The sequence below is a fragment of the Kribbella sp. NPDC104218 genome (genome assembly GCF_055584105.1).
In genome coordinates this window covers 393,577-417,382 of the sequence record NZ_JBVJMQ010000003.1, presented here as the reverse complement: position 1 = coordinate 417,382, position 23,806 = coordinate 393,577, and the positions used below count along the sequence as shown (strand labels likewise).

At 70.1% G+C, this 23,806-nt stretch carries 10 protein-coding genes; 2 read left to right on the top strand and 8 right to left on the bottom strand.

Features of this window, described 5'->3' with window-relative positions; translation table 11 throughout:
- Positions 1-21: 21 nt before the first annotated feature.
- The gene (locus ACZ6ZD_RS26815; protein WP_465676669.1) at positions 22-6,132 is read right to left on the bottom strand and encodes an RHS repeat domain-containing protein; all 6,111 of its coding nucleotides are present in this window, start codon (positions 6,130-6,132) and stop codon (positions 22-24) included.
- Positions 6,133-6,312: 180 nt separating this feature from the next.
- On the opposite strand from ACZ6ZD_RS26815, the gene ACZ6ZD_RS26810 reads away from it, so the two are divergent.
- Both ACZ6ZD_RS26810 and ACZ6ZD_RS26805 read left to right on the top strand, forming a co-directional pair.
- Positions 6,313-6,765 (top strand): DUF6463 family protein, encoded by a 453-nt coding sequence (locus ACZ6ZD_RS26810; RefSeq protein WP_465676668.1) that lies wholly within the window; start codon positions 6,313-6,315, stop codon positions 6,763-6,765.
- Between the two features lie 2 nt (positions 6,766-6,767).
- The gene (locus ACZ6ZD_RS26805; protein WP_465676667.1) at positions 6,768-8,576 is read left to right on the top strand and encodes an AfsR/SARP family transcriptional regulator; all 1,809 of its coding nucleotides are present in this window, start codon (positions 6,768-6,770) and stop codon (positions 8,574-8,576) included.
- Here ACZ6ZD_RS26805 and ACZ6ZD_RS26800 read toward each other — a convergent pair.
- The 7 genes from ACZ6ZD_RS26800 to ACZ6ZD_RS26770 form a co-directional block, all read right to left on the bottom strand.
- Positions 8,507-11,092 (bottom strand): S8 family peptidase, encoded by a 2,586-nt coding sequence (locus ACZ6ZD_RS26800; RefSeq protein ID WP_465676666.1) that lies wholly within the window; start codon positions 11,090-11,092, stop codon positions 8,507-8,509. The two genes, ACZ6ZD_RS26805 and ACZ6ZD_RS26800, sit on opposite strands and share 70 nt — an antisense overlap.
- 113 nt (positions 11,093-11,205) lie before the next feature.
- Positions 11,206-11,868, bottom strand: a complete 663-nt coding sequence (locus ACZ6ZD_RS26795; RefSeq protein WP_465676665.1) for an HNH endonuclease family protein — start codon at positions 11,866-11,868, stop codon at positions 11,206-11,208.
- Between the two features lie 83 nt (positions 11,869-11,951).
- The gene (locus ACZ6ZD_RS26790; protein ID WP_465676664.1) at positions 11,952-12,797 is read right to left on the bottom strand and encodes an ABC transporter permease; all 846 of its coding nucleotides are present in this window, start codon (positions 12,795-12,797) and stop codon (positions 11,952-11,954) included.
- Positions 12,794-13,759 carry an ABC transporter ATP-binding protein gene (locus tag ACZ6ZD_RS26785; RefSeq protein WP_465676663.1) on the bottom strand — a complete coding sequence of 322 codons (966 nt, stop codon included), beginning with the start codon at positions 13,757-13,759 and terminating at the stop codon, positions 12,794-12,796. The genes ACZ6ZD_RS26790 and ACZ6ZD_RS26785 overlap by 4 nt, the downstream gene beginning before the upstream one ends.
- A 40-nt stretch (positions 13,760-13,799) precedes the next feature.
- Positions 13,800-14,252, bottom strand: a complete 453-nt coding sequence (locus tag ACZ6ZD_RS26780; protein WP_465676662.1) for a putative immunity protein — start codon at positions 14,250-14,252, stop codon at positions 13,800-13,802.
- 114 nt (positions 14,253-14,366) lie between these two features.
- A complete protein-coding gene (locus ACZ6ZD_RS26775; protein WP_465676661.1) occupies positions 14,367-14,588 on the bottom strand; it encodes an MbtH family protein in 222 nt (73 codons plus the stop codon).
- Positions 14,585-23,800, bottom strand: coding sequence for an amino acid adenylation domain-containing protein (locus ACZ6ZD_RS26770; RefSeq protein WP_465676660.1), 9,216 nt, complete (start codon positions 23,798-23,800; stop codon positions 14,585-14,587). The genes ACZ6ZD_RS26775 and ACZ6ZD_RS26770 overlap by 4 nt, the downstream gene beginning before the upstream one ends.
- Positions 23,801-23,806: the final 6 nt, after the last annotated feature.

Below are 23,806 nucleotides of genomic sequence, written 5' to 3'. Positions count from 1 at the left end.
GCTTTCTCATCTCAGGGCCCGTCAGCCGGGCGAGCTGTAGCGGCACGCGTACGGATCCCGCTCGCAGAGCGTCCGGTGGTCCTCGTGCTTCATCGGAGGAGTGCCGGGCGGCCTGTTGACTTCGTCGTAGACCTCGCCGCCGACCCACTGGCCGACCTTCGTACCGATGAATCCGCCGACCAATCCGCCGACGAACCCGCAGGCCACCGCCGCGGGACCGCAGAGCCCCCCGACCAGGGTGCCGGCGAGCGCCCCGGCACTCCGTCCGGCCGTCTCGCCGACGTCCTCGTAGTCTCTGCGCTCCTCGGCCTTGGCCTGTTCCTTCGCCCGCTTGGCCGCCTCGTCGTTCTGCTGCCGGTTCCGCTCGGCGGCCAGCCGATCGGCCTTTGCCCGTTCGCCGATCTTCCGGGCGATGTCGGCCAGCCGGTCCGAGGACTTTTCCAGGGACTGGAGGGAGGTGTCGGCCTGTTTGGCGGTGGCCAGGTGTTGTCTCATCTCGGCGGCGTCGGGGCCGCTGACCTTGACGAAGCGTTTGGTGACGATGCGGACGACTTCTTTGGTGTGGTACCTGATGGTGCGGACGACTTCCTTGAAGATCGTCACCTGGCGAGCCACCTCGGCGGTGATGCGCTCGACCTGGAGGGTGAGGCCGAAGGAGGCGGCGAGTTTGGCGACGAAGGTGTAGAGGACGATCTTGACGTAGACGGTGATGACCTGTTTGTGCAGTTCCTTGATCCGTTTGACGTGGTAGCGCACGATCGTCTTCAGCTCGGTGACGGTCTCCATCCGGTAGCGCTTGCCGTCGGCGTCGACGAAGCTGACCGGGCTGTTGTTGGCGTACGCGTAGGCGTTCAGTTGCTGTGGATCGTTCGGATCCACCACCGGGTCGACCGAGATGAAGCGGCCGGTGCCCGGGTCGTACTCGCGGGCGCCGAGATGGATCAGCCCGGTAGAGGCGTCCTTGGTGCCGCCGACGAAGTCGCGCTGGCTCGGCCAGGCGGCCGGGACGGGTCCGCGCGCTTCGCCGTACGGCGTGATCCGGCGGCGTTCGAAGGCCTGCGTTCCGGCGTCGACCATCAGCGTCGCCGACCCGTGGTGGTCGGATCCGAGCCAGGTCAGCTTGTCGGCCGTCCGGACGCCGATCGTCTGCTTGCCGAACCGGTAGTGCCGGGTGCCGACCTGACTTCCGTCGGGTTTCAGCAGCACCTCCGTGCCACCGAGGTAGAGCGTCGTACCGCTGGCGTCCTTGCGCAGCAGCCGGTTGCCGTCGGCATCGTAGACGAACTCGGTACTCCGGCCGTCCTTCGTGACCTTGGCCAGCCGACCCTCGGCGTCCCAATCGAAGGTCTCACCGACAGCGGCACCGGCGACGGTACGGCTGATCTGGTTGCCACCGGCGTCGTAGCCGTAGGTGTCGACCTTCGTGCTTCCGCCCGGTGCGGTGGTGGTCACCTTCTGGACGGCGTGCGGCCGCGGCTGACCTGCCTTCGGGTAGTCATACGTGCTGGTCGTCGCACCCGCGCTCGTCGTCCGGGTCTCGCTCTTGCGGTTTCCGATCGCGTCGAAGGTCCACGAGTGCCAGTACGGCGCCGGACCGCCGAGCCGAGCGGCGCTGGTCGGCTGGACCGCGCAGTTGCCGTCGGCCGGGGTCCAGGCTTGGGTCAGCCGTCGCGCCTGGTCGTAGTCGAAGCACTGGGTGTCCTTGGGATCCGTGCTACCGGTAGCCGGCGCGTCGACGATCTTCGTGACGTTCCCGGCGTGGTCGTAGCTGTACGACTGGTCCAGAATGCGTTGCGGACCGGGGGTTTCCCGCTGACTGATGGCCCGCGTCATCCGACGGGTCGCCTCGTCGTAGATGTACGAGTGCCGCAACCATTTGCCGTCGGTCGGCTTCAGTTCGAGCATGGTCAGATCACCGAAGGAGCTGAACTCCGCGCCGGTCACGTAGCTGCCCAGCTCACTCGACAACCCGGTCGGCAGTTCGTTGGCGTCGTAGCTCGTGGTGAGCGTCTCAGCCGGTAGCCCTCCGACGGCCGGCACCGAGGTGGTCTTGGGCAGACCGGTCGCGGTGTAGGTGTTGGTGACCGAGTACGTCTTGGCCAACGAGCCCTCGGCCGACGGGATCGTCACCTCGGTCCCGGTCGGATGACCGCTCACGTCGTATCCGGTCACCCGGCTGGTGTACTCGGCGTCGTTGACGTAGCGGGTCGCTGTACTGGCCGAGCCGACCGCGATGGTGTCGTAGGTACGGCGCAGGCGCAGCGGTCCGTCGACCGTGTTCTCCCGGACCGTCGTCGGGCGGCCGATCTCGTCGTACTCGTACCAGAGCTTCTTGCCCTTGGCATCGGTGGACGACGTCAGCTGGTCGAGTTCGTCATAGGTGTAGGACGTCTTCCCGCGGTCCGGCTCGTCGACCTCGGTCCGGCGGCCCTGCACGTCGTAGGTGTACTGCCACTTGTTGCCGGCCGGGTCGGTCACCGTGCTCAGCTGCCCCGCCTTGGTGTAGCCGTAGGTGGTCGTGTCGAACTCGGCACTCGGTTGCGGCGTCCGGTAGGACCGCAGCTCGGTCTGACGGCCCTGCGCGTCGCTGATCTTGGTAGTTGCCTGCTCACCGGTCGGCGGGTCGACTGTCTGCCGATCCGGTTCGTGCGTGTGCGTGGTCGACCACTTCTCCTGGTCGTACGACCAGAACGACTCCTTGACCGGCCGCTCGAGGACGTCGTACGTGGTCGCCTTCCGCGCGGGCAGCTCAGACTCGACCGGTGCGAAGGCGACGTCGCCGGGCGGCGCGTCGTTGTAGTACGGGTTGTTCTCGGTCACCGCGAGGCCGCGGGAGTCGTACTTGACATCGGTGATCACCCGGCCGATGCCGTCCGCCGCGGGGCGCTGGGTCTGCCGCTTGCGCTGCAGGCCGTCCAGGATCTCGTAGCTGGTCTCGACCGTCCCGTCCGAGCGCAGTTGAGCGGTCCGGACGACGCCGGCCCGGTCGACGCCGCCGAAGTAGGAGTGTGCGACGTTCGGGGTCTGCGACCGCGTCCGGCCCGGCAGCCAGACCTTGACGATCCGTCCGAGGCCGTCGCGTTCGGACTCCGTCCGGCGTCCGGCCACGTCGACGACCGCGGTCGCCTGGCCCCAGGCCGGGTCGAGCTCCGTACTCGAGACGTGACCGTTCGCCAGCCGCACCGACGTCTTGGTCACCGGTCCGGAGGTCGGGGTGTAGCTGTACTTCGTGGCCCGGCCCTTGGCGTCGGTCTCGCTGCTCGTGCGGCCGTGCTCGTCGTACTCATAGGTCCGCGTGGTCTGGTACGTCGCCTCGCCGGCGCTGTTGAATCCGGAGAGTCGCGACGTCGACACCGGCTTCGCGTTCGCAGGCGCCGTACCGCCGGAGTACTGCGTCCGGACGTCGCTGAGCACGTCGCTCGGCGACCACGGCTGGTTGCAGGCCTTGGCGACCGTTTGGGTCCGGGTCGGCAGCTCGGCGAGACTCTTCTCCGGGTTGCTCACGTACTCGTAGCGGGTGCAGGTGTCATCGGCCGTGGTGGCCAGGTCGTTCGCGTTCGTTGCCCGCGTCAGCTGACCGGACGGCGTGTACTCGTTGTCGGCCGAGGTCTGGCGGAATCCCCCGCCCGTCTTGGCCTCCCACTGCCGCACGGCCAGCTGCTCGACCTTGAAGGCCTGGGTCGTGCCCCAGTCGCGGACCCGGGTCGAGGTCGCCGGGGAGACCCAGGGATCGGTGATCGTCCGTTCGGCGACCACGCCGTTGACCAGCTTGCTGCTCTCGCGTTCCCGGCCCGCGAGCGCGTTCAGGTCCTTGACCTTGGCTCCGGTCGAGTCCTCGATCAAGGCGCTCTTCACGCCGCCGCTCTTGACCTTGTCGCCGTCCATGCCCTGGAAGTAGCGGTGCTCGGTGACCGACCGCGTGCCGGCCGGGTGGCCCTTGGTGACGACCACGCGGTTGTAGCCGCGCCACTGCGACCAGGTCTTCCGGCCGATCTCCACCAGGCCGTCCTCGTCGTCGTGCCGCCACGACGGCCCGCTCGGGTAGCTGACGGTCGTCAGCACCGGTTCCATTCCGCTGACGCGGTCCGACTCGGTGACGGAGGTGACGACGTACTTGTGGAACCAGTCCTGGCGTTCGTCGACGGCGCCGGGCGGCGTCCATCGCATCGGATGACAGCGCCGATGGTTGTCGTCGACCGGCGGGACGTTGCCGGGCAGGCTGCAGTCCTTCGGGGAGTAGGTGATCGCGAGTTCCCCGCCGGTGCCGTAGTGGATCGCGCTGATCCGGAACCAGTCGAGGAGCGGCCGGGTGGTGCCGTCGGCGACGCGGTTGTTCAGCTGGACCTTGTCGAAGTTCACCTCCGGCGTCGAGGCCGCGGTACCGGCCTCACCGGTGTGGGTGACGGCCTCGAGCCACAACCGCGGTCCGGTGTTGTCACCGGGGTTCGGGAACGTGTGCCGCAAGGTCCACGTGTCGACCGCGCCGAACCCGCTGCCGCGCCAGACCTCGGTCCGGATCTTGGTCAGCTTCTTCTTGGTGAAGAAGCTCGGGCCGAACCGGGTACACCGCTCCGTACTGGTGCACTCCTGATCCAGCGGGGTGTCGAAGTAGTCGGCGCTCGCGCAGCCCGTTCCGGCCACGCACCGTTGCGTGGTGTCGAAGTGGACCCGGGCCACCGGCTTGGCGCTGAACACCGCACCGTCCTTCTGGCCGTACTCGATCCGCTTGATGTTGCCGGCCCGGACGTAACTGCTGACCGAGGTCTCGGAGCCGTTGCGGGCGTAGTTGTTCTGCTCGGTCTCGTAGAACAGCGACATGGTGTTGCCGTGCGGGTCGACGACGTAGTCGAGGTTCCAGCGGTACGCCTGCCGGCAGAACGAATCGGCGTACGCCGTCCGGTGGCACTGCTCACCGGCGTGGTTCCCCGCGACCGGGACGGTCCAGGTCGCGTTCGTGTCCTGGGCGTCCGGGCCGGGGATCCGGTTCAGGCCGAAGTAGAACTTGGTCCCGTCCTTGGCGGTGATCAGCCAGTACTCGCCGCGCTCGGCCGCGGCGCCGCCCTCGTCGCCGTTGACCGCGCCGAAGAGCCGCTCGACCTTGGTGCCGTCGTCCGCCTTCGGGCGCCACTGCTTGGTGCGATCGTCGCGGACGAGTTCGCCGCCGCTGCCGTTCAGCGTGAAGGTCGCGTTGTCGGTCGCGAAACACAGGTCGCCGACCGGCCGCGTGCCGTTGTTACCGGACTGCTCGGTCTTCGACGAACAGGATGCGTACCGGCGTTCGATCGCACCGCCCGGGGCCAGCTCGAATCCTTCGCCGACCCACGACGTCTGGTTGTTCGTTCCCGACGTCCGGCCGTCGACGCTGCCCGACGAGTAGCCGATCGCCAGCTGCGGGGTGGGGCCGCCGGTGCCGGGAGGTGTGCGCATCGGGTACTGCCAGTTGAAGTCGCCGGAGGAGCCGCCCACCGACCAGGCCGCGGTGGGTGACAGCTGCGTCGAGCCGAAGTCTCCGGCCGGTCCGGAGGCGGCTGCCTCGACCGAGTACAGCCCAGTGGCCGGGACGTCGGCGCTGAGCTTTCCGGAGCCGGTGTTGCGGGTCGCGACCGGTACTCGATCCGGGAGCCGTACCAGCTGCAGCCGAGTGGCCCAGTCGCCGCCGTACGCGTCTCGGAAGGCCCGGTAGTCGAGCTCCAGCGCGACCTTGCCGGCATGCCGTCCCGGATTGGACAGCCGCAACTGGAGGCCTGCGCCGCGGCGGCCGAGGAGTTCGACCTTGACCTGCGCCGGCGTCGCACCGTCGGCGATCGCGGGACCGACCGCCACCGGAAGCTCCCCGGCCGCCTGCTTCGGCAGGGCGCCGCCCAGCCGCGCCGCCCAGGTGACAGCGGGCAGTACGACGTCCGCCGTACCAGCCGTCGGCCAGGCGGTCGCCGTCGGCCGGACTGCGTCGACCTGGAGATCGGGCTTGCGCGGCCGGACCTTGTGATCCGTCCCGCCCACCGACTCGACGGCCGCCACCTTCACCAACGGCTCGGTGCCCGGCGATGCCTCGGCCGTTCGCGAGTTCACCCCGGTCACCAGCGCCAGCGTCACCACAACCGCGGAAACCTTCCGGCCAGCACGTTTCAGCATTGCGCACTCTCCAAGACAAATGAGCGGAAGGCCCGCGCCACCGGGCCACGGCAGAGCATCGCGCGGCCCTCTGCCCTGCGACTGCCGGGCCGCTGCCCCGGCGTCCGGGGCGCAAATGTACGGCGGCGTACAGATCGTGCTAACCTCACATTTATACGCTGCCGTATAGATTGGATTCTGATGTCGGTAACGAAGCGGGGCTCGCGCCTGACCGAGGCGGCCGGCTGGACGGCGCTGACCTTCGGCACGGCGCACATGCTCGTCACGCCCTGGGACACCCGGAAGACCTGGTCGGCCGTGCTGAGCGACGGCTGGTGGAACACCTTCACCCTGAACGCGTCCACGACCTTCGCCGAGGCCAAGCAGTCCGAAGCCTTCTGGCTGAGTATCGGCAGCTTCGGCGTCCCGATGATCCTGACCGGTGCGCTGATCGTCCGCGCCGCCCGGCGCGGCGAGCGGGTACCAGCCGCGATCGGCTGGGGAACCCTCGCCTGGGGCACCCTTCTGACGGCCGCCCTGCCCGCCTCGCCGGGCTGGGCGCTGCCCGTCATCGGCGCCCTGATCGTCGCCGGCGACCGGCGCCGCAGCCGGACCGAGGTCGTGGCATCACCAGCACACTCGTTCAGCGAGTAGCAGTGCCCAGAACGTCCCCATCGACCGGGCAGCCGGGCCCGCGGGCGCGCATTCGCCTGCTCGGCGGGTTCGAGCTCTCCTTGGACGGCCGGCAGGTCGACATCCCGGGCGTCCGGCTGCGCTCGGTGCTCGGCATCCTGGCGGTTGCCGGCGGCAACTTCGTACCGATGGCCGTCCTGGCAGCCCGGCTGTGGCCCGAGAGTCCTCCGGTCAACACGCGGGCCGCCATGCACAGCGCCGTGGCGAAAGCGCGCCGGCTGACCGCGCAGCTGATTCAGCGCCGGCAGGACAGCTACGCGCTGGCCATCGACCCTTGCTCGGTCGACATCCTCGAAATGGAACGGCTGCTCGACGCTGCGGCACACGCCGACGCGACCACGGAACGAGCGCTGCTCGGCACCGCGCTGTCACACTGGGGCGAGCCGTTCGCGAGCGAGCCCGGCGAGTGGCTGCACCGCTTCGAAGGCCCGCGCCTGGTCGAGCGCTACCTGCGCGGGCTCGAACGGCGGATCGACCTCGACCTCTCCGCCGGGCAGCACGACCAGCTCTGCAACGAGTTGCTCGCGCTGACCGCGACCTACCGGCTGCGCGAGCCGCTGTGGCAGCGGTTGCTCGTCGCGCTCGCAGGCGCCGGACGCCGGGCCGAAGCACTCTCGAAATACGAGCAACTGCGCAGAGAGTTGGCCGACGAGCTGGGTATCGCCCCTGGCAAGGAATTGCAGGCGCTCCATCTGCGGCTGCTCCGGGAGGACAGTCCGGCCGTCCGGATCAGACCGGCCGCGGTGATCGCCGTACCTCATCAGCTCCCGATGGAGACCGGCCGGTTCGTCGGCCGCGACGACGCGCTGAAGATGCTAGACGAGCTCACCGCAACCGGTCCGGCGATCGTCGCTGTCCACGGCGAGGCCGGGGTCGGGAAGAGCAGTCTGGTGGTGCGTTGGGCGTATCGCCAGCTCAAGCGCTTCCCGGACGGTCAGGTCTTCGTCAGCCTGCGCGGACATGCGCCCGAGCGGCCGTTGGACGTCGACGCGACCTCCCGAGTCGTCCTCCAGGGCCTCGGCATCCCGGACCAGCAGATCCCCACCTCGGCGGACGGCCGGATCGCCGTCCTGCGCACGCTGCTCTCGGGTAAGCGGATGCTGCTGATCCTGGACGACGCCGCCTCGGCCGCGCAGGTGCGCCGGCTGCTGCCCGGCCAGGGTCCGGTGGTTCTGGTGACAAGCCGGCACAGCCTGGCCGGACTCACCACGAGGGACGGCGTCAGCCGGCTCGAGCTGCGGCCGATGAACGAATCCGAAGCAGATTCGCTGCTGTCGACTCTGCTCGGCGTCCGCGATCCTGGGCCCCTGCGCGGCGTCACAGATCTGTGTGCGGGTCTGCCGCTCGCGATCGTCATCGCCGCCGCCCACCTCGAACACGCGAGCGACGCCGAGCGCGAGCGGTACCTCGCGGCACTGGCCCGGACGCCGGGCCGCCTCGACGCACTCGCCGTCCCGGGTGATCCGGACGCCGACCTGCGCGTCGCCCTCTCCTGGTCCTACAACACCCTCGCCCCAACAGACGCCCACCTCTTCCGCTCCCTGGGCCAGTGCACCGGCACCGAGATCACCCCCGACACAGCCGCGGCACTCGCCCGGGTGGACCTGCTCGAAGCAACCCGCTCCCTCGAGAACCTCGCCGACCTGCACCTCCTCGAACCAACCCGCCCCGGCGCCTACCGCATGCACGACCTCCTGCGCGCCTACGCCCTCGACCTGAGCGGCGGGACGAGGCGGAGTTCGGCGCTGACAGCGTCGGGCAAGGAGATCTGAATGATGTAGGGGCCGGGTTCGAGGCCTTCGGTGCTGAGGACGAGGCGGTCGCCGGCCGGCCGGGCCTTGCGGACGAAGTCGCCGTTGCGGTCGACGAGTTCGATGAGCAGCTCCACGCCGGGATCGGCGAAGGCCAGCGCGGGTCCTTCGCCGCGGTCCTCGCCGAGCTCGTGGAGGTAGTGCGTGATCTGGTCGACGAGCAGCAGCGGCGGCGGATCGCCCCACCACTTCGGGAACACCTGCACTTCCTCCCAGGGGCCGGGGATGATCCGGCGATCGGTCTCCATGCGGGTGCCGATCCGGTAGCGGGTGACCTGGGCGCCGGTGACCCGCAGATAGCACGTCGACTTCGGCGGTGGGTAGAGCGTGAGGCCGCGAACGTTCGTCCTGGCCTCGATGACCGTGCGCCGTTCGTCGTACAACGTCACGTCGATCAGCTGGTCGGAGTCGGACACCGTGACCGCGGGGCGACTGAAGAGCGTGCGATCCGGTACGTCCAGCCGGAAGTAGTCGACGTTGACCGAGCTCTTCACGCCGCCGCCGATGTACGGCGAGGCCAGCTGGTCGCGGTGCAAGGTGGCGTCGTACGTGCCAGGGCCCCAGCTGCGGGTGAGGAACGGGCTCCACAGGTTCGTCTCGAACACCATCGCCGCGGCCGATTCGAAGGAGTCGTTCACCTCGAACACGTCCCGCGGCAACGAGGCCGGACGTCGCACCACGCGCAGGCTGTACGCCGTCACACCGCCGCCGGTGATGCGGATCCGGTAACCGCCAGGTGGTAGCAACCCGGTCAGAGTGAGTCCACCGGCGCTGTTCGTCCTGGTCAGCTCATCCGGGCCGCGGACGTCGGCGTCCTCCGCTTCGACGTGGACGCCGAGCGTGCTGAGGCGCTCGTACCAGTCGACGGCCACGGTCACCGTCGAGAACCGCTCCACCCGGAACTTCCAGTAGTCGGTGTCCCCCGCTTTCGATCGCGCCGTGAAGGGCCCGAGCCCGGGCTGCAACGCACCGCCCGGACCGGTCGGGATGAGGAGGCCCGCGGTGGCCGGGGTGTTGTTCGGCTCGCCGTTGTCGGGGATCGCGGACCCGATGGCGGCGAACAGCGCGGCGAACGCGTCCAGCCCTTTGGACACCCGGCCGGTCCCTTGCCAGCCGGTCTCGACCAGGATGCGGCGGATGTCGTGCGCGCTCAGGCTCGGGTTCGCACTGCGCATCATCGCGGCGACTCCGGCGACGATCGGCGCCGCGAACGATGTGCCGTTCTTGGTCGATCCGAGCGGCGCGGCGCCGTCCGGCGCGACCGGGATCGCCGTACCGGGCGCCCAGAGGCCGACCGATGAGCCGTAGTTCGAGAAGGCGGCGGCGTTGTCGGCGGGATCGAGCGCGCCGACCGTGAGCACACCCGGCGTTCTGGTGGCGGGCCGGACGTGATCATCGGCGTGGGGCAGATCCAGGGTGCTGTTCCCGGCGGCGGCGATCATCACCACGCCGTTGTCCGCTGCGAACTGGAACGCCTTGTTCCACGCGGTGGTCGGGAACCAGATCTCGGCATCACCCCAGGTCCCGATCGACATGTTGAGGACGTCGAGCCCCCAGGCCGCGCAGATCCGGGCGCACCGCATCAGCTGGTCCAGGGAGATGTCGGTGCGGAACAGCATCGGCGTCGCGACCGTGCCGCCGGCACCGGCCGCCCCCGCTGCGTTGTTCAGGACGCCCGCGCCCGCGCTGGCCACTGAGTTGCCGTGCCAGCCGTTCGTCGCGGAGATACCGCCCGCGGGCGTGCCTTCGGCCATCAGGTTGAGCTGCATGACACCGACGCCGAGATCCGAACCGGGCTGGCCGGGCGCCACATTCGGTGCGCCGCCGGAGTCCAGCCAGAATCCGTTGTCCAGCACGGCGAGGACGACGAACGGGTTACTGCGCATCCGCTGGATCGAGTCCATCAACTGCCAGGCCTCGACCATTCGGGACCGGCCCGCGAACGCCGCGTAGCCGAACGGGTTCGCCCCGGCGCCCGGGATCGCACTTTCGGTTGCCGTGGACAACGGCATGGCCAGCGGCCGGCCGAACAGGTTGAGCCCGATCGGCCGGCCGTCGAACCCGAAGCGAGCCGTCATCGCCGCGACCGCCGCACCCAGCTCCGAGCTCACGAACAGCTCGCCGTCGGCGTCCCCCACCGCCCGCTGCAGCAGTTCGTCCCGGTCCTCGATCACCGGCACCTCGCGGAACCGCACCCGGACGGCGGCCGGGCCGTGCAGCCCCTCCTCGCGGATCCGGATGCCGTCCGGCGGTTCCGGCAAGGTTCGGTCGTCGACCGCCTCCCCGCCGTACCGGCCGATGAGCTCCTCGATCAGCTCCCGGTCCTCTTCGTCGACGATCACCTCGTCCGCGACGTACGTCGTCGCCGTCAGATCCGCCGGCCCGAGCGCCGCGACCGGCCGCCCCGCCGTCCGGCTGCGCCATTCGGCGTACCTGGCGAGGACGCCGTCCTCATCGACACGCACCTGTCCCGTCATGCCAGCCCCCAATGTCCCGGCCCCGGCCGTCGGACGGACCGGAGCACCCCCACATCGAGTCTGCGCTCACGACGGCCGACCGGCCAGACCTCGGCCCGATCCGGTGCCGCGGCTCAGAAGGCGGGTGGGGGTTCGGGGATCGATTGCCGGCCGCAGCTTCCCGCGAGGAGGGTGGTGAGGGCGGACTTCTCGGTGCTGTCGATGGCGAGCCGCCAGCGGTGCTTCACGGCGACCCAGTGGATGGCGTAGGAGCAGTGGGTGGCGGCCAGCGGCGGGAGCCATTGGGCCGGGTCCTTGTCGCTCTTGGAGGCGTTCACGTTGTCGGTGATCGCGTCCAGGGACCAGGCGTAGTCGAGGTCGTTGGCGAAGCGGGTGCGGGTGGCGGTGGTCCAGGCGTGGGCGCCGGAGTCCCAGGCCTCCTTGAGGGCGACGACGTGATCGATGTCGACGTCGGACGGCGCCGTCCAGGTAGCGCCGTCGTACCAGGAGGTCCAGCTGCCGGAGATGACCTTGCAGGACGAGCCCACGACGGCCGGCGTCGTCGACTCGGCGATCAGGATCTCTTCGCGGGTGTCGCAGGAGTCGCCGTCCGCGTCGACCCAGTGCGGGAACAGGTCCCGGTTGTAGCCGGTCGTGTGCTCGGCCTGGACGGTCAGCCCGGCCAGCAGGCTGTTCGCGGTGACGGACGCCGCTGCGGCCGGTGTGGCGTGCAGCTGGAAGCCTGCGACCAGGACGAGCAGCATGGTGGCGCCGGAACGCAAAGTGCGGGAAGTCATGAGTCCTCCGGATCATCGACTTCCCGCACCGTAACGGCGCTGCCCGGCGCCGCGGGCGAACTCCTTCCGAGATCTGTCAGCGGCTACGCCGCGACGGTCTCGCTCTCGGTCTCCTGCACCGCCGTGCCCGCGCCGCGGCGGGCCATCCGGCGCAGGACGACGGGCGCGTACGCGAACCCGATCACCGCCCACACGCCGAGGACGCCGATGGTCTGCAGGTGCCGCCAGGAGCCGCCGATCTCGGCGATCGCCATCGAGTCCGGGAGCAGCGCGGAGCGCATGCCGAGGCCGAGCCAGTACACCGGGAACACCTGGCCGATCCACTGCACCCACTCGGGGAACGCGGTGATCGGGTAGAAGATCCCGGAGACCGCGATCAGCCCCATCACCGGCAGCATCACCAGCCCGAGGCTCTGCACGCTGCCGAAGACCGCGCCGATCACGGCGCCGATCGGCAGCGTGGCGAGCAGCCCCAGGGCGATGATGCCGATCAGCGTCACCCAGGCCGTCACGCTGTCCACCCGCAGGTCGCCGAACAGCAGCGCCGAGGGGATCAGGATGATCAGCAGCGCGGCGGTGGTGATGCCGGCCCGGCTGACGACCTTGCTGATGAAGTAGCCGATCGTCCCGTTCGGGATCGCCTTCATCCGCAGCAGCGTGCCGTCGTCGCGATCGGTGGTCAGCACCAGGGCCAAGCCCATCAGGCCGGTGTAGATCAGGCTCATCCCGACGATCCCGGGCACGGCCTGCAGGCCGATCGAGAAGTCGGTGCCGGGGACCTTCTTGTCCCGCAGCGCGAACATCACGCCGACCGCGATGATCCACGGCCAGACCTCACCGGACAGCTCCCACGGGCTGGCGAGTTTGCTGCGCAGCTCGACCCAGCCGCGTTCGAGGCCGGCCTTCACGGCGACGGCGCGCGGCGTCATCGGGCCGCCCCCGGCAGCGTCGAGGCGTCGGTCCAGCGACCGGCCTCGAACTCACGCACGAGCGTCATGTAGATGTCCTCCAGAGTCGGCTTGTGCACCTCGAGATCGCCGAGGGCATCGCCGTGCCGGGCGAACAGCTCCCGGACGTGGGCGGTCGCGTCGTCGGCGTGATCCACCTGGGCCTCGCCCGCGACGGTGTACTTGATCTCGGCCTGGCCGGCCACCTGGCGGCCCAGCTCGGCCGCCGTGCCGTCGGCCATGATCCGGCCGCCGGCGAGGATGACGATCCGGTCGGAGAGCTTCTCGGCTTCCTCCAGGTCGTGGGTGGTCAGCAGGATCGTCGTCTCCTCGAGATTCGCCAGCCGGTGGACGAGCTCGTGGAACTCCTGGCGGGCCTGCGGATCGAAGCCGACGGTCGGCTCGTCCAGGAACAGCAGGTCGGGTTTCCCGACGATCCCGATCGCGACGTCGAGCCGCCGCCGCTGCCCGCCGGACAGGCTGGCCGCGCGGGCGTTCGCCTGGGACGTCAGACCGACCAGCTCCATCAGCTCGTCCGCGCCGTAGGGCTTGGTCCGCTCCGGCGTGGAGTACGGCGTGTAGTACCGGCCGAGCTGGTGCAGCAGGTCACGGACCCGCCAGGTCCCGTGGTCACGCCAGGACTGCAGCACGATCCCGACCCGGGCACGCCAGTACTCGTCACCGGTCGCCGGGTCGACACCCAGCACCTTGACCGCACCGGCCGAGCGCCCGCGGAATCCCTCCAGGATCTCGATCGTCGTCGTCTTCCCGGCGCCGTTCGGGCCGAGCAACGCGACGACCTGTCCGCGCGGGACCTGCAGGTCGACTCCGCGCAGGACGTCCTTCGTGCCGTACCGCATGCGCAGGCCCACGGTGTCGATGGCCAGGGCGGAATCCACCCGGCCCGCTTCCTCCGAAGCCTCTCGCGAGGCGGCGACTGCCATTGCATCTCCGTTCTCGTTCATCTCGTCGTCTGCCTGTTCACTACGGCATGCCGTGCGGCGGGAAGGCGACCGTCCGCAGGTGCTCGGGGGCCTGGCCGAGCTGCCACTCGCGCTCGCGCGCGATCGCCATCCGCGGGATCAGGTCGCGGGCCGGAGCCAGCTCGATCGCCTTCCCCGCCGAGGCCGCGGCGTACTTCGCGGCGTGCGGCGCGTGCGTGTAGACGTGCGCCGTCGCGGCCGCGTGGCCGGCCGCCCGGGCCGCCGCCGTGGCAGCGGCGTCCGGAGCGTCGCGGGCCGCGGCGTGCGAGGCGAAGGCGAACTTCCGCGCGTCGACCATCTTCAGCTCGCCGCGCACCCAGGCCCGGCCGGCCTCGATCGCCTCACGCGGCCGGCGATCGTCCGGCGCGACGCGCTCGAAGTTCTCCAGCACGTGCTCCGCGCAGATTGCGGCCCAGAGTGCGATCGCGTGATGATCCGCTTCGTCCAGCGCCATCCGGCGTCCCCCCTCGTCGTTGTCGTCCCGCTCCAGGACGAGCAGCAGCCCACGTTCTACCGGAACTGACCCTAAGTATCCAAGTTCTGACACGGTGTACGCCGATCGCGCGCGTCAGCTCCCGTCCGCGGCCATCGCCTCGCGCAGGCTGCGCGGGCGCAGATCGGTCCAGTTCGCCTCCACATAGGTCAGCGCGTCGGCCCTGCGGCCAGGGCCGAAAACCGTGCGCCAGCCGGCCGGGACCTGCGCGAACGCCGGCCACAGCGAGTGCTGCTCCTCGTCGTTCACGACCACCAGGAACTCGCCGTTCTCGTCGTCGAAAGGGTTCACGCTCATTGCTGCTCTCCGTTCAGGAAGGTGTTGACGGTGCGGCTGATCGCGGTCGCGTTGACCGGCCAGTACATCTCCTGGTGCGTGCAGTCCAGATCGATCCGGCGGACGGCGCCGTCCACGTGCGGCTGCCAGAGCACGTCGAACTCGGTCTCCAACCGGCGCGGCTCGTGGTTCTCCGGGTCGAGCATCGCGTTGAAGAACAACGCCTCGCCGCGGAACACCGGCGACGTGTAGTTCTGCATCAGCACGGTGTGCTCGACCAGGATCGAGGACGCGGTCTCGACCAGGAACGGATAGTCGTCCATCCCGGACAGATGACCCATGTAGTTCGCCAGGAATTCACGCACCATCGCCTCGTCCGGCGCGTCGAACTTCGCGAAGTGGCTGGCCGGTACGCAGTCGAGCATCGCCAGCATGCCGACCTCGTGGCCGCGCCGCTGCAGTTCGGCCGCCATCGCGTGGGCGACCGTGCCGCCGAACGACCAGCCGAACAGGTAGTACGGGCCGCTCGGCTGCACGGTGAACACCTGCGCCAGGTAGTCGTCGACCATCTCCTCGATCGACCCCGGTCGCGGCGTCTCGCGATCGAAGCCGCGCGCCTGGATGCCGTACATCGGATGCTGCTTGTCGAGGTGCGGCGCGAAACCCATGTAGGGCCAGCACAGCCCGCCGCCCGGGTGCAGCCACCACAGCGGCGGCTGCTCGCCCTCGGTCCGGATCGGCAGCACCACCGCGAACGGATCCTCGAACTCCGAGGACTCGACCAGCTGCGGCGCCAGCTCCGTCACCGTCGGGTACTGGAAGACGGTCCGGATCGGTACGTCGACGCCCAGCTCCTCGCGGATCCGCCAGATCAGCCGGATGACGCGCAGCGAATGACCGCCGCGGAGGAAGAAGTCGTCGTCGATCCCGACGCGGTCGACGCCGAGTACTTCCGCGAACAGGCTGGCGACCTTCTCCTCCAGCGGCGTGCTCGGCGCGCGGTACTCGCCCGCGACCAGATCGGGCTCGGGCAGCGCGGCCCGGTCGACCTTGCCGTTGACCGTGAGCGGCAGCCGGTCGAGCACGACGATCTTGGTCGGCACCATGTACTCCGGCAGCCGCGCCGACAGCTCCTGCCGCAACCGTGACGGCAGCTTCGAGGCGAGTCGCGAGACCGCGGGCGCGTTGGCCAGATCGGTCCGGCGGGTCAGTGGCCGGTAGACGCCGTCGTACGACGTCGCGCCGCGGTCCGCCAGCAGGATCACGTCGAAACACTCGGCTCGTTCCGGCGACCAGGTACAGAACACGCGCAGATCGCGAGCGGCGGCCCACGCTTCGACCTCGGCCGGATCCAGCGACGAACCCGTCTCAGCCAAACCGCCCTCGCTCACCAGGCGGGCATTGAGGATCCGCGTGACGCGCAGCCGACCGCCGGCCCGCGCCAGCGCCTGCTCGATATCCGGCAGGCTATGGACGTCGGCGCCGAAGACCCTGGTCTGCAGTTCATCGAGCCGCAGTGCCTGCACCGGCGGCTTGTGCATGACCACTTCGTACCGGTGCCGGGTCAGCTCGTTGTGGTAGGTGCCCTGCTTCAGCCGCAGGTCGACCGCGACGCTGTCGTGCCCGGCAGCCCATTCGGTGAAGAACTGCGGGTCGAGCGCCAGCTCCTTCTCGGCCAGCAGCGCCCGCTCGACAGCGGCCCGGACGACGGCATCGGCGTCCGCCGGGTGCTGCGCCCGGTGCACCGCCGTCCGGAAGATCCGCAGCGTCGCCAGGTTCCGGACGTCGCCGACCAGCACCCGTCCGCCGGGTGCGAGCAGTTCCAGCGCCAGATCGAGCACGCGGGCCAGGTAGGCGGCGTCCGGGAAGTACTGCACCACCGAGTTCAGCACGATGGTGTCGAAGTGCGCCTTCGGCAGCCCGCTGCCGTCGTCCGCGGGCTGGGCGCGCAGCGTCACCTTCGGATCGGCGCCGACCTGGCCGCGGAGTCGTTCGACGACCGCCGCCGAGAAGTCGGTCGCCCAGTACTCCTCGACCTGCGGCAGCAGCGGCCCCAGCAGCAGACCGGATCCGACGCCGATCTCGAGCAACCGCTTCGGAGCGTACGACGTGATCCGGCTGACCACCGCGTCCTGCCAGAGCCGCATCTCCGCGACCGGGATCGGCTCGTCGGCGTACGACGAGTTCCAGCCGGTGAAGTCCGCTCCGACGGCGTCGCCGGCGACCTCGGTCTCGCCGTACATGACGTCGTAGATCTCACGCCATTCGTCGACCTGTTGCCCGGCCTCGCCGTCCTCGGTCGACGTCCCGTCCGGTACGACGTACGCGATCAGGCTCCGCTCCCCCAGGCTGTCCGCCCGGGCGACCGTGACCGCCTGGGCGACTCCGGCCTGGGCGCGCAGGACCGCCTCGACCTCGCCCGGCTCGACGCGGAAGCCGCGCAGCTTCACCTGGTCGTCGACCCGCCCGGCGTACTCGACGTCACCGGCGGAGTTCCACCGGGCCAGGTCGCCGGTGCGGTACATCCGCGCCCCGGCCGGTCCGAACGGATCGGGAACGAACCGCTCACTGGTCAGGCCCGGTCGGCCCAGGTAGCCCTGCGCCACGCCGTCACCCGCGACGTACAGCTCACCCACGACACCCGTCGGCACCAGACCGAGTCGTTCGTCCAGGATGAACAGGCGGCTGCCCTGCATCGGTTTGCCGATCGGGAGCGGGTCGGTGCAGGCGTCCAGCTCGCCCACCCGGTGATGGGTGGCGAACGTCGTGATTTCCGTCGGGCCGTACCCGTTGACGACTGTGACGCCGGGGCAGCGCTGCAACACCCGCCGAACCGCGGTGGGCGACAGCACGTCACCCCCGGCCCACACCTCTGACACCCCGGCGAAGCACTCCGGCCGCTGGTCGGCCACCACCGCGAACAGCCCGGCCGTCAGCCACAGCCCGGTGATGCCTTGCTCGGTGATCAGGTCGGCCAGCTCCGCCGTCCCCAGTCGACCGGCAGGTGCGACGACCGCCGTACCGCCGGTCAGCAACGGCGCCCAGATCTCGTACGTCGACGCGTCGAACGTGTGCGGTGAGTGCACGAGCACGCGGCGGTGCGCGGGCCCGGCGAAGTTCGCGTCGAGTGCGAGGTCGAGCACGTTCCGGTGCGTCGTCTCGACGCCCTTGGGCAGCCCGGTCGAGCCGGAGGTGTACATCACGTACGCCGCACTCGCACCTACGCCGCGGACGTCGATCGGCGTGTCCGGCAGCTCGTCCCCGACGCTGAAGCCCTGCGTCAGCGTGACCACCGGATCGACGTCGGACAGCATGAACTCGACCCGCTCGGCCGGGTCGTCCGGATTCACCGGGACGAACGCCGCACCGGATTTCAGCACGCCCAGAATCGTTGCCACCAGCAATGGCGACCGTTCGAGGACCAGCGCGACCCGCTCCCCCGGCCCGGCGCCCCGCCCGGCAAGATGATGGGCGATCCGGTTCGACCAGCGGTCCAGCTCGGCGTACGACCAGGACGAGTCTCCGGCGACGAGCGCCGTCGCGTCGGGGTGCTGTCGTACTTGTTCGGCGAAGACGCCGTGGATCGTCCCGTCAACCGCGCGCTGTTGCTGCGACCACTCGGTCAGCAGGGCGCGCTCGTTCCGGCCGAGGACGTCGGCTGCCGCCAGCGGCTCGGTCGGTGCCGCGAGCAACTGTTCGAGCAGGTGCTGCCAGCGCTCCATCAGCAGCTGGATCGTCGCCGCGTCGAACAGATCGGTCGCGTACTCGGCGACGCCTGTCAGCCGGCCGGATCCGTCGTCCTCGGTCCGCTCGGTCAGGCTCAGGAACAGGTCGAACCGCGAGGTCCCCAGCAGCACCGGCTCATGCGACACGGACAGTCCGGGCAGCGCGAAGGCCGGCTGCTCGTTGTTCTGCAGCGCGAGCGATACCTGGAACAGCGGGTGGTGCGCGGTCGAGCGGACCGGGTTCAGCACCTCCACAAGATGCTCGAACGGCACGTCCTGCCGGTCGTACGCCGCCAGGCTCGCCTCGCGGACCCGGCCGACCAGGTCGGTGAAACTCGGGTCCCCGGACAGGTGGGTGCGCAGCACCCAGGTGTTCACGAAGAATCCGACGAGGTCGTCGAGCGCCTCGTCCGTGCGGCCCGCGATCGGCGAGCCGATCGGGACGTCGGTCCCCGCACCGAGCCGCGACAACAGCGCCGCGAGGCTGGCCTGCAGCACCATCGACACGGTCGCGCCGGCGTCCCGCGCCAGCTGCCGGATCCCAGCCGCCAGCTTCGGGTCGAAGCTGAACCAGTGCAGGTCACCGTGGTGCGAGGCGACCGCCGGGCGTGGCCGATCGGTCGGCAGCCCGACCGCAACCGGCAGCTCGGCGAGCTGATCGGTCCAGTAGTCGAGCTGTTTGCGGTACAGGCTCTCGGTGTCGTTGCGATCGCCGAGCAGGTCTCGCTGCCAGAGCGTGTAGTCGGCGTACTGCACCGGCAGCGGCGTCCACTCCGGCTCCTTCCCGGCGCTCCGCGCGGCGTACGCGGCCACCAGATCACGAGCAAGCGGCTGCAGCGACCAGCCGTCCGCCGCGATGTGATGCACCGCGATCATGAACACGGACTCCTCGGGATCGAGCCTGAGGAACCAGGCCCGCAACGGGATGTCGGTGGAAAGGTCCAGCGGAACCGACGCCGCAGCCCTGAGGGCGTCCGCGAGCTGGGCCTCGGCGACCTCGCGTTCTTCCCACGGGACGACGGCGTCCGCGGCGTCCCGGACCTCCTGGTACGGCTCGCCCTCAGCCTCACCGAAGACCGTCCGCAGCGATTCGTGCCGAGTCACGACGTCCTGCAGTGCGGCTCGCAGTGCGTTCGTGTCGACCGCACCGCGCATCCGCAGCGCCAGCGGCATGATGTACGTCGCCGACGGTCCCTCGAACCGGTGGATGAACCACAGTCGCTGCTGTGCGAACGACACCGGGACCCGCTCCGGCCGAGGCCGCCGGTCCAGCCGTGGGCGGCTCTCCGTCTCCGCCACCAGGTACGGCGCCAGCTGCGCGGCCGTCGGCGCCTGGAAGACGGCCCGGATCGGGATCTCCACCCCGTGCACCGACCGCACCCGGCTGACCAGCCGGGTCGCCAGCAGCGAGTGCCCGCCGATCGCGAAGAAGTCGTCGTCGGCGCCGACCCGGGCCAGCCCGAGCACCTCAGCGAACAAGGCGCACAACGCCGTCTCCTCCGGCGTCACCGGCGCGCGTCCACCGGCCGACGCGACGTAGTCCGGCGCCGGGAGGGCCTTTCGGTCGACCTTGCCGTTCGGCGTCAGCGGCACGGAACCGATCGCGACGATCGCCGAGGGGACGAGGTACTCCGGCAACCGGTCCTGCAACTCGCGGCGCAACGCAGTCAGCAGGGCGCCGATGCCCCGCGCGGCAGCCGGGTCGTTGATCACCCGGCGCTGCTGCCCGGCCGGACTGTAGGTACCGGTCAGTGCCGTACCCGCCAGCTGTCCAGCCGGCGCGAGGATGGCCTCCATGCGGTCGACGGCGTCCGGCGACCAGGTCAGGATGAGGTCCAGTCCCTGCTCGGCCGCCCAGAGCTTCAGCTCCTCCGGGTCCATCGCGCTCGCACCGGCGTCCGCGCTCTCGTCCAGGCCGAGCGCTCGGGCCGTCGCGGCCTCGTCGCTGAGCCGGGCATTCGGGATACCGGCGATCCGGATGATCTGGTCGCCGACCCGCTGGCCGAGACGCGTGAGCTCACCGGGCCACTGGACGACCGGCCACCCGGTGCCGTCGCGCAGTGCGTCGACGGGCAGCTTGTGCAGGACCACCTCGTACCGGTGCCGGGTCAGCTCGTTGTGTGCGACGCCGTCCTTCAAGCGGATGTCGACTCCGGCGCCCGTGGCCTCGGCCCAGCGGACGAACCACTCCGGGTCGATGACCAGTTCCTTCTCCAGCAGCACGGCCTGCTCGACGGCAGCGCGCGCCAGCCCGAGCGAAGCGCCCGGGTGCTGGATCTGATGGACGCCGGCCTGCAGCAACGGCAGTGAGGCCCGGCGCCGGATGTCACCGAGTACGACGTGGCCGCCGTCCGCAACCAGTGGCCAGGCAGCAGCCAGGGCCGACTCCAGGTAGCGCTCGTTCGGGAAGTATTGCGCGACCGAGTTCAGCACGACGACGTCGAACGCGTCCTCGGGCAGCCCCTCGGCGTCGTCCGCACCTTGTACTCGCAGCTCGACCCGGCCGGTCAGACCGGCCTCGGCCACCTGGTGACGGAGCCGCTCGATCACCGCCGGGGAGAAGTCTGTTCCCCAGTACTCGTCGACCTGGCCCGCGATCGGCGCCAGCAGCAGACCCGAACCGACGCCCAGCTCGAGCACGCGCCGCGGCCGCAGCGCCAGCACCTGCTCGACGGCGGCGTCCCGCCAGGCCCGCATCTGCTCGAGCGGGATCGCATCACCGGTGTACGCGGACTTCCAGAGGTCGAAGTCCTCACCCCACGCGGCATCCGCGGAGTCGACGTACGCCTGGTCGTACACGACCTGCCATTCCTCGACCTGCTCACCGGCCGCGCTCGCATCGCCGCTGGCCTGCTGCTCTGGCGTCACATACGCGACCAGCCGGACGTCGCCCGGCTGGTCCTCGCGGGCGACCACGATCGCCTGCCGGACGCCGGGGTTCGCGATCAGCGCGTGCTCGATCTCGGCCGGCTCGACCCGGAAGCCGCGGATCTTGATCTGATGGTCGGCCCGCCCGGCGAACTCGAGCTCGCCGCCGCTGTTCCAGCGGGCCTTGTCACCGGTGCGGTACATCCGGGCGCCCGGTGCGCCGAACGGGTTCGCGACGAACCGCTCCGCGGTCAGATCGGCCCGCCGGTGGTAGCCGCGGGCAACCCCGTCGCCTGCGATCCACAGATCACCGGGGACGCCGGCCGGCACCGGCTGCAGCGACTCGTCCAGCACGTACACCTGGGTGTTGCCGATCGGTCGGCCGATGGTCGGTGCGACCCCCGCGACGACGTCCGCGACCGTTGACCAGATGGTCGTCTCGGTCGGCCCGTACAGGTTGGTCACCTCGGCCGAGTGCCGAGCCAGCGTGTCAGCAAGCGCGGCGGGCAACGCCTCACCGCCGCTCAGCACCCGCAGGCCTGCCAGCCGGTCGGCGTCGTGGGAGATGAGCATCTGCCACAGCGCCGGGGTCGCCTGCATGATCGTCACGCCGCAGCGGTCGATCAGCTCGAACACGACCGCGGGCTCGGACACCTGCTCCTTCTCGGCGAGGACGACGCCCGCGCCGTTCAGCAACGGCAGGAACAGCTCCAGCCCCGCGATATCGAAGGCGACCGTCGTGACCGCGAGCAGCCGATCCGTCGGCGTCAGGGCGAACCGGTCCTGCATCGAGACCAGGAAGTTGACCAGTGCCGCGTGCTCGATCACGACGCCCTTCGGCGTCCCGGTCGAGCCGGAGGTGTAGATCGTGTACGCCGCGCTGTCCGGCCCGGCCGTCGCGGGGAGGTCGCTGTCGGGGTAGCCGGTCAGCTCAGGCAGCTGCCCGTCCAGGACGAGCACCGGCTCGGAGTCCGTCACCACGTGCTCGATCCGGGCGGCCGGATAGTCCGGGTCGACCGGCACGTAGGAGCCGCCTGATTTCAGGACGGCGAGCAGGGCCACGACCAGCTCGACCGAACGCGGCAGGACGACGGCCACACGCGACTCCGGCCGCACGCCCTGCTCGACGAGCCAGTGCGCCAACCGGTTAGCCCGCCGGTTCAGATCGGCGTACGTGAGGGACGCGTCGCCGCACACCAGCGCGACCGCGTCGGGTGTGGTCCGCACCTGATGTTCGAAGCGCTGCGGGACCTGCACCGGGTCGACCGACAGCTCGGTCGCGTTGTAGCCGCTGACCAGCTGGTCCCGTTCGCCCGGACTGAGGACCTCGACGGATCCGATCTTGCGACGGGGATCGGCCACGACCTGCTCGACGACGCGGACGAAGCGGGCCGCGATCTCCTCGACCGTCGACGCGTCGAACAGCTCGGTCGCGTACTCGATCGCGCCCGTGACGGCCTGACCGGTCTCGTCGGGAGACAGGTTGAAGAACAGGTCGAACTTGGCGGTGTTGGTCGACACCGGCTCGACGGTGACGTCGAGACCGGGCAGATCCAGCTCCGGCCGTACGTTGTTCTGCCAGGCGAACATCACCTGGAACAGCGGATGGTGTGCGGTCGAGCGTTCCGGCCGTAGCAGCTCGACCAGCCGCTCGAACGGCACGTCCTGGTTGTCGTACGCCGCCAGCGCCTTCTCCCGGACGTCGTCCAGCAGCTCGTCGAACGCGCGGTTCGGCGCCGGCTTCACCCGCAGCACCCAGGTGTTCACGAAGAAGCCGACCAGGTCGTTCAGACCCTCGTCCGTCCGCCCGGCGATCGGCGAGCCGATCGTGAGATCGTCGCCGCCGCCCAACCGGTGCAGAAGGACGGCGAGCGCGGCCTGGAACACCATCGACACCGTGACGCCGCGCGCCTTCGCCAGCGCTTCCAGGCCGCTCAGGACTTCGGCCGGCAACTCGAACCGCGTCGTCCCGCCCTGATAGCTCGCGACCTCGGGCCGCGTCCGGTCGGCCGGCAGCGTCAGCGGCTGCGGCACGCCGTCCAGCTCATCGCGCCAGTACGACGCCTGCACCGACTGCAGGCTCTCCGGATCGGTCTCCTCCCCCAGCAGCTCGCGCTGCCACAAGGCGTAGTCCGCGTACTGCACCGGCAGCTCCACCCACTCCGGAGCCGCGCCCTGGACGCGGGCCCGGTACGCCGCCGACAGGTCGCGCGCCAGCGGCGCCATCGATCCGCCGTCGCCGGCCACGTGGTGGATCACCAGCGCGAGGACGTAGTCGTCCACGCCGCAACGGAACACACAGGCATGAAGCGGCAGGTCGGCCGACAGGTCGAACCGGTAGCCCGCGACCGAAGCCAGCATCCCGGCCACACCGCCCGGCTCCACCTCGATCACCGGGACGTCGAGCCGGACGTCGTCCGCCGGCACGATGCGCTGCGCGGCGTTGCCCTCGGCATCTTCCACGATCAGCGTCCGCAGACTCTCGTGCCGGACGATCACGTCGTGGATCGCGGCCACCATCGCGCCGATGTCGAGCGGGCCCTTGATCCGCAGTGCGGCGGGCAGGTTGTAGGTCGCCGACGGGCCTTCCAGGCGGTCGATGAACCACAGCCGCTGCTGCGCGTAGGACAGAGGAATCATCAGGTC

What these genes read in the sequence shown, in the direction of transcription:
- ACZ6ZD_RS26810 (WP_465676668.1), top strand. Translation starts at nt 6,313, where the DNA reads ATGTCGGTAACGAAGCGGGGCTCGCGCCTGACCGAGGCGGCCGGCTGG.
- ACZ6ZD_RS26770 (WP_465676660.1), bottom strand. Translation starts at nt 23,800, where the DNA reads ATGATTCCTCTGTCCTACGCGCAGCAGCGGCTGTGGTTCATCGACCGC.
- ACZ6ZD_RS26815 (WP_465676669.1), bottom strand. Translation starts at nt 6,132, where the DNA reads ATGCTGAAACGTGCTGGCCGGAAGGTTTCCGCGGTTGTGGTGACGCTG.
- ACZ6ZD_RS26790 (WP_465676664.1), bottom strand. Translation starts at nt 12,797, where the DNA reads ATGACGCCGCGCGCCGTCGCCGTGAAGGCCGGCCTCGAACGCGGCTGG.
- ACZ6ZD_RS26780 (WP_465676662.1), bottom strand. Translation starts at nt 14,252, where the DNA reads ATGGCGCTGGACGAAGCGGATCATCACGCGATCGCACTCTGGGCCGCA.
- ACZ6ZD_RS26775 (WP_465676661.1), bottom strand. Translation starts at nt 14,588, where the DNA reads ATGAGCGTGAACCCTTTCGACGACGAGAACGGCGAGTTCCTGGTGGTC.
- ACZ6ZD_RS26795 (WP_465676665.1), bottom strand. Translation starts at nt 11,868, where the DNA reads ATGACTTCCCGCACTTTGCGTTCCGGCGCCACCATGCTGCTCGTCCTG.
- ACZ6ZD_RS26785 (WP_465676663.1), bottom strand. Translation starts at nt 13,759, where the DNA reads ATGGCAGTCGCCGCCTCGCGAGAGGCTTCGGAGGAAGCGGGCCGGGTG.
- ACZ6ZD_RS26800 (WP_465676666.1), bottom strand. Translation starts at nt 11,092, where the DNA reads ATGACGGGACAGGTGCGTGTCGATGAGGACGGCGTCCTCGCCAGGTAC.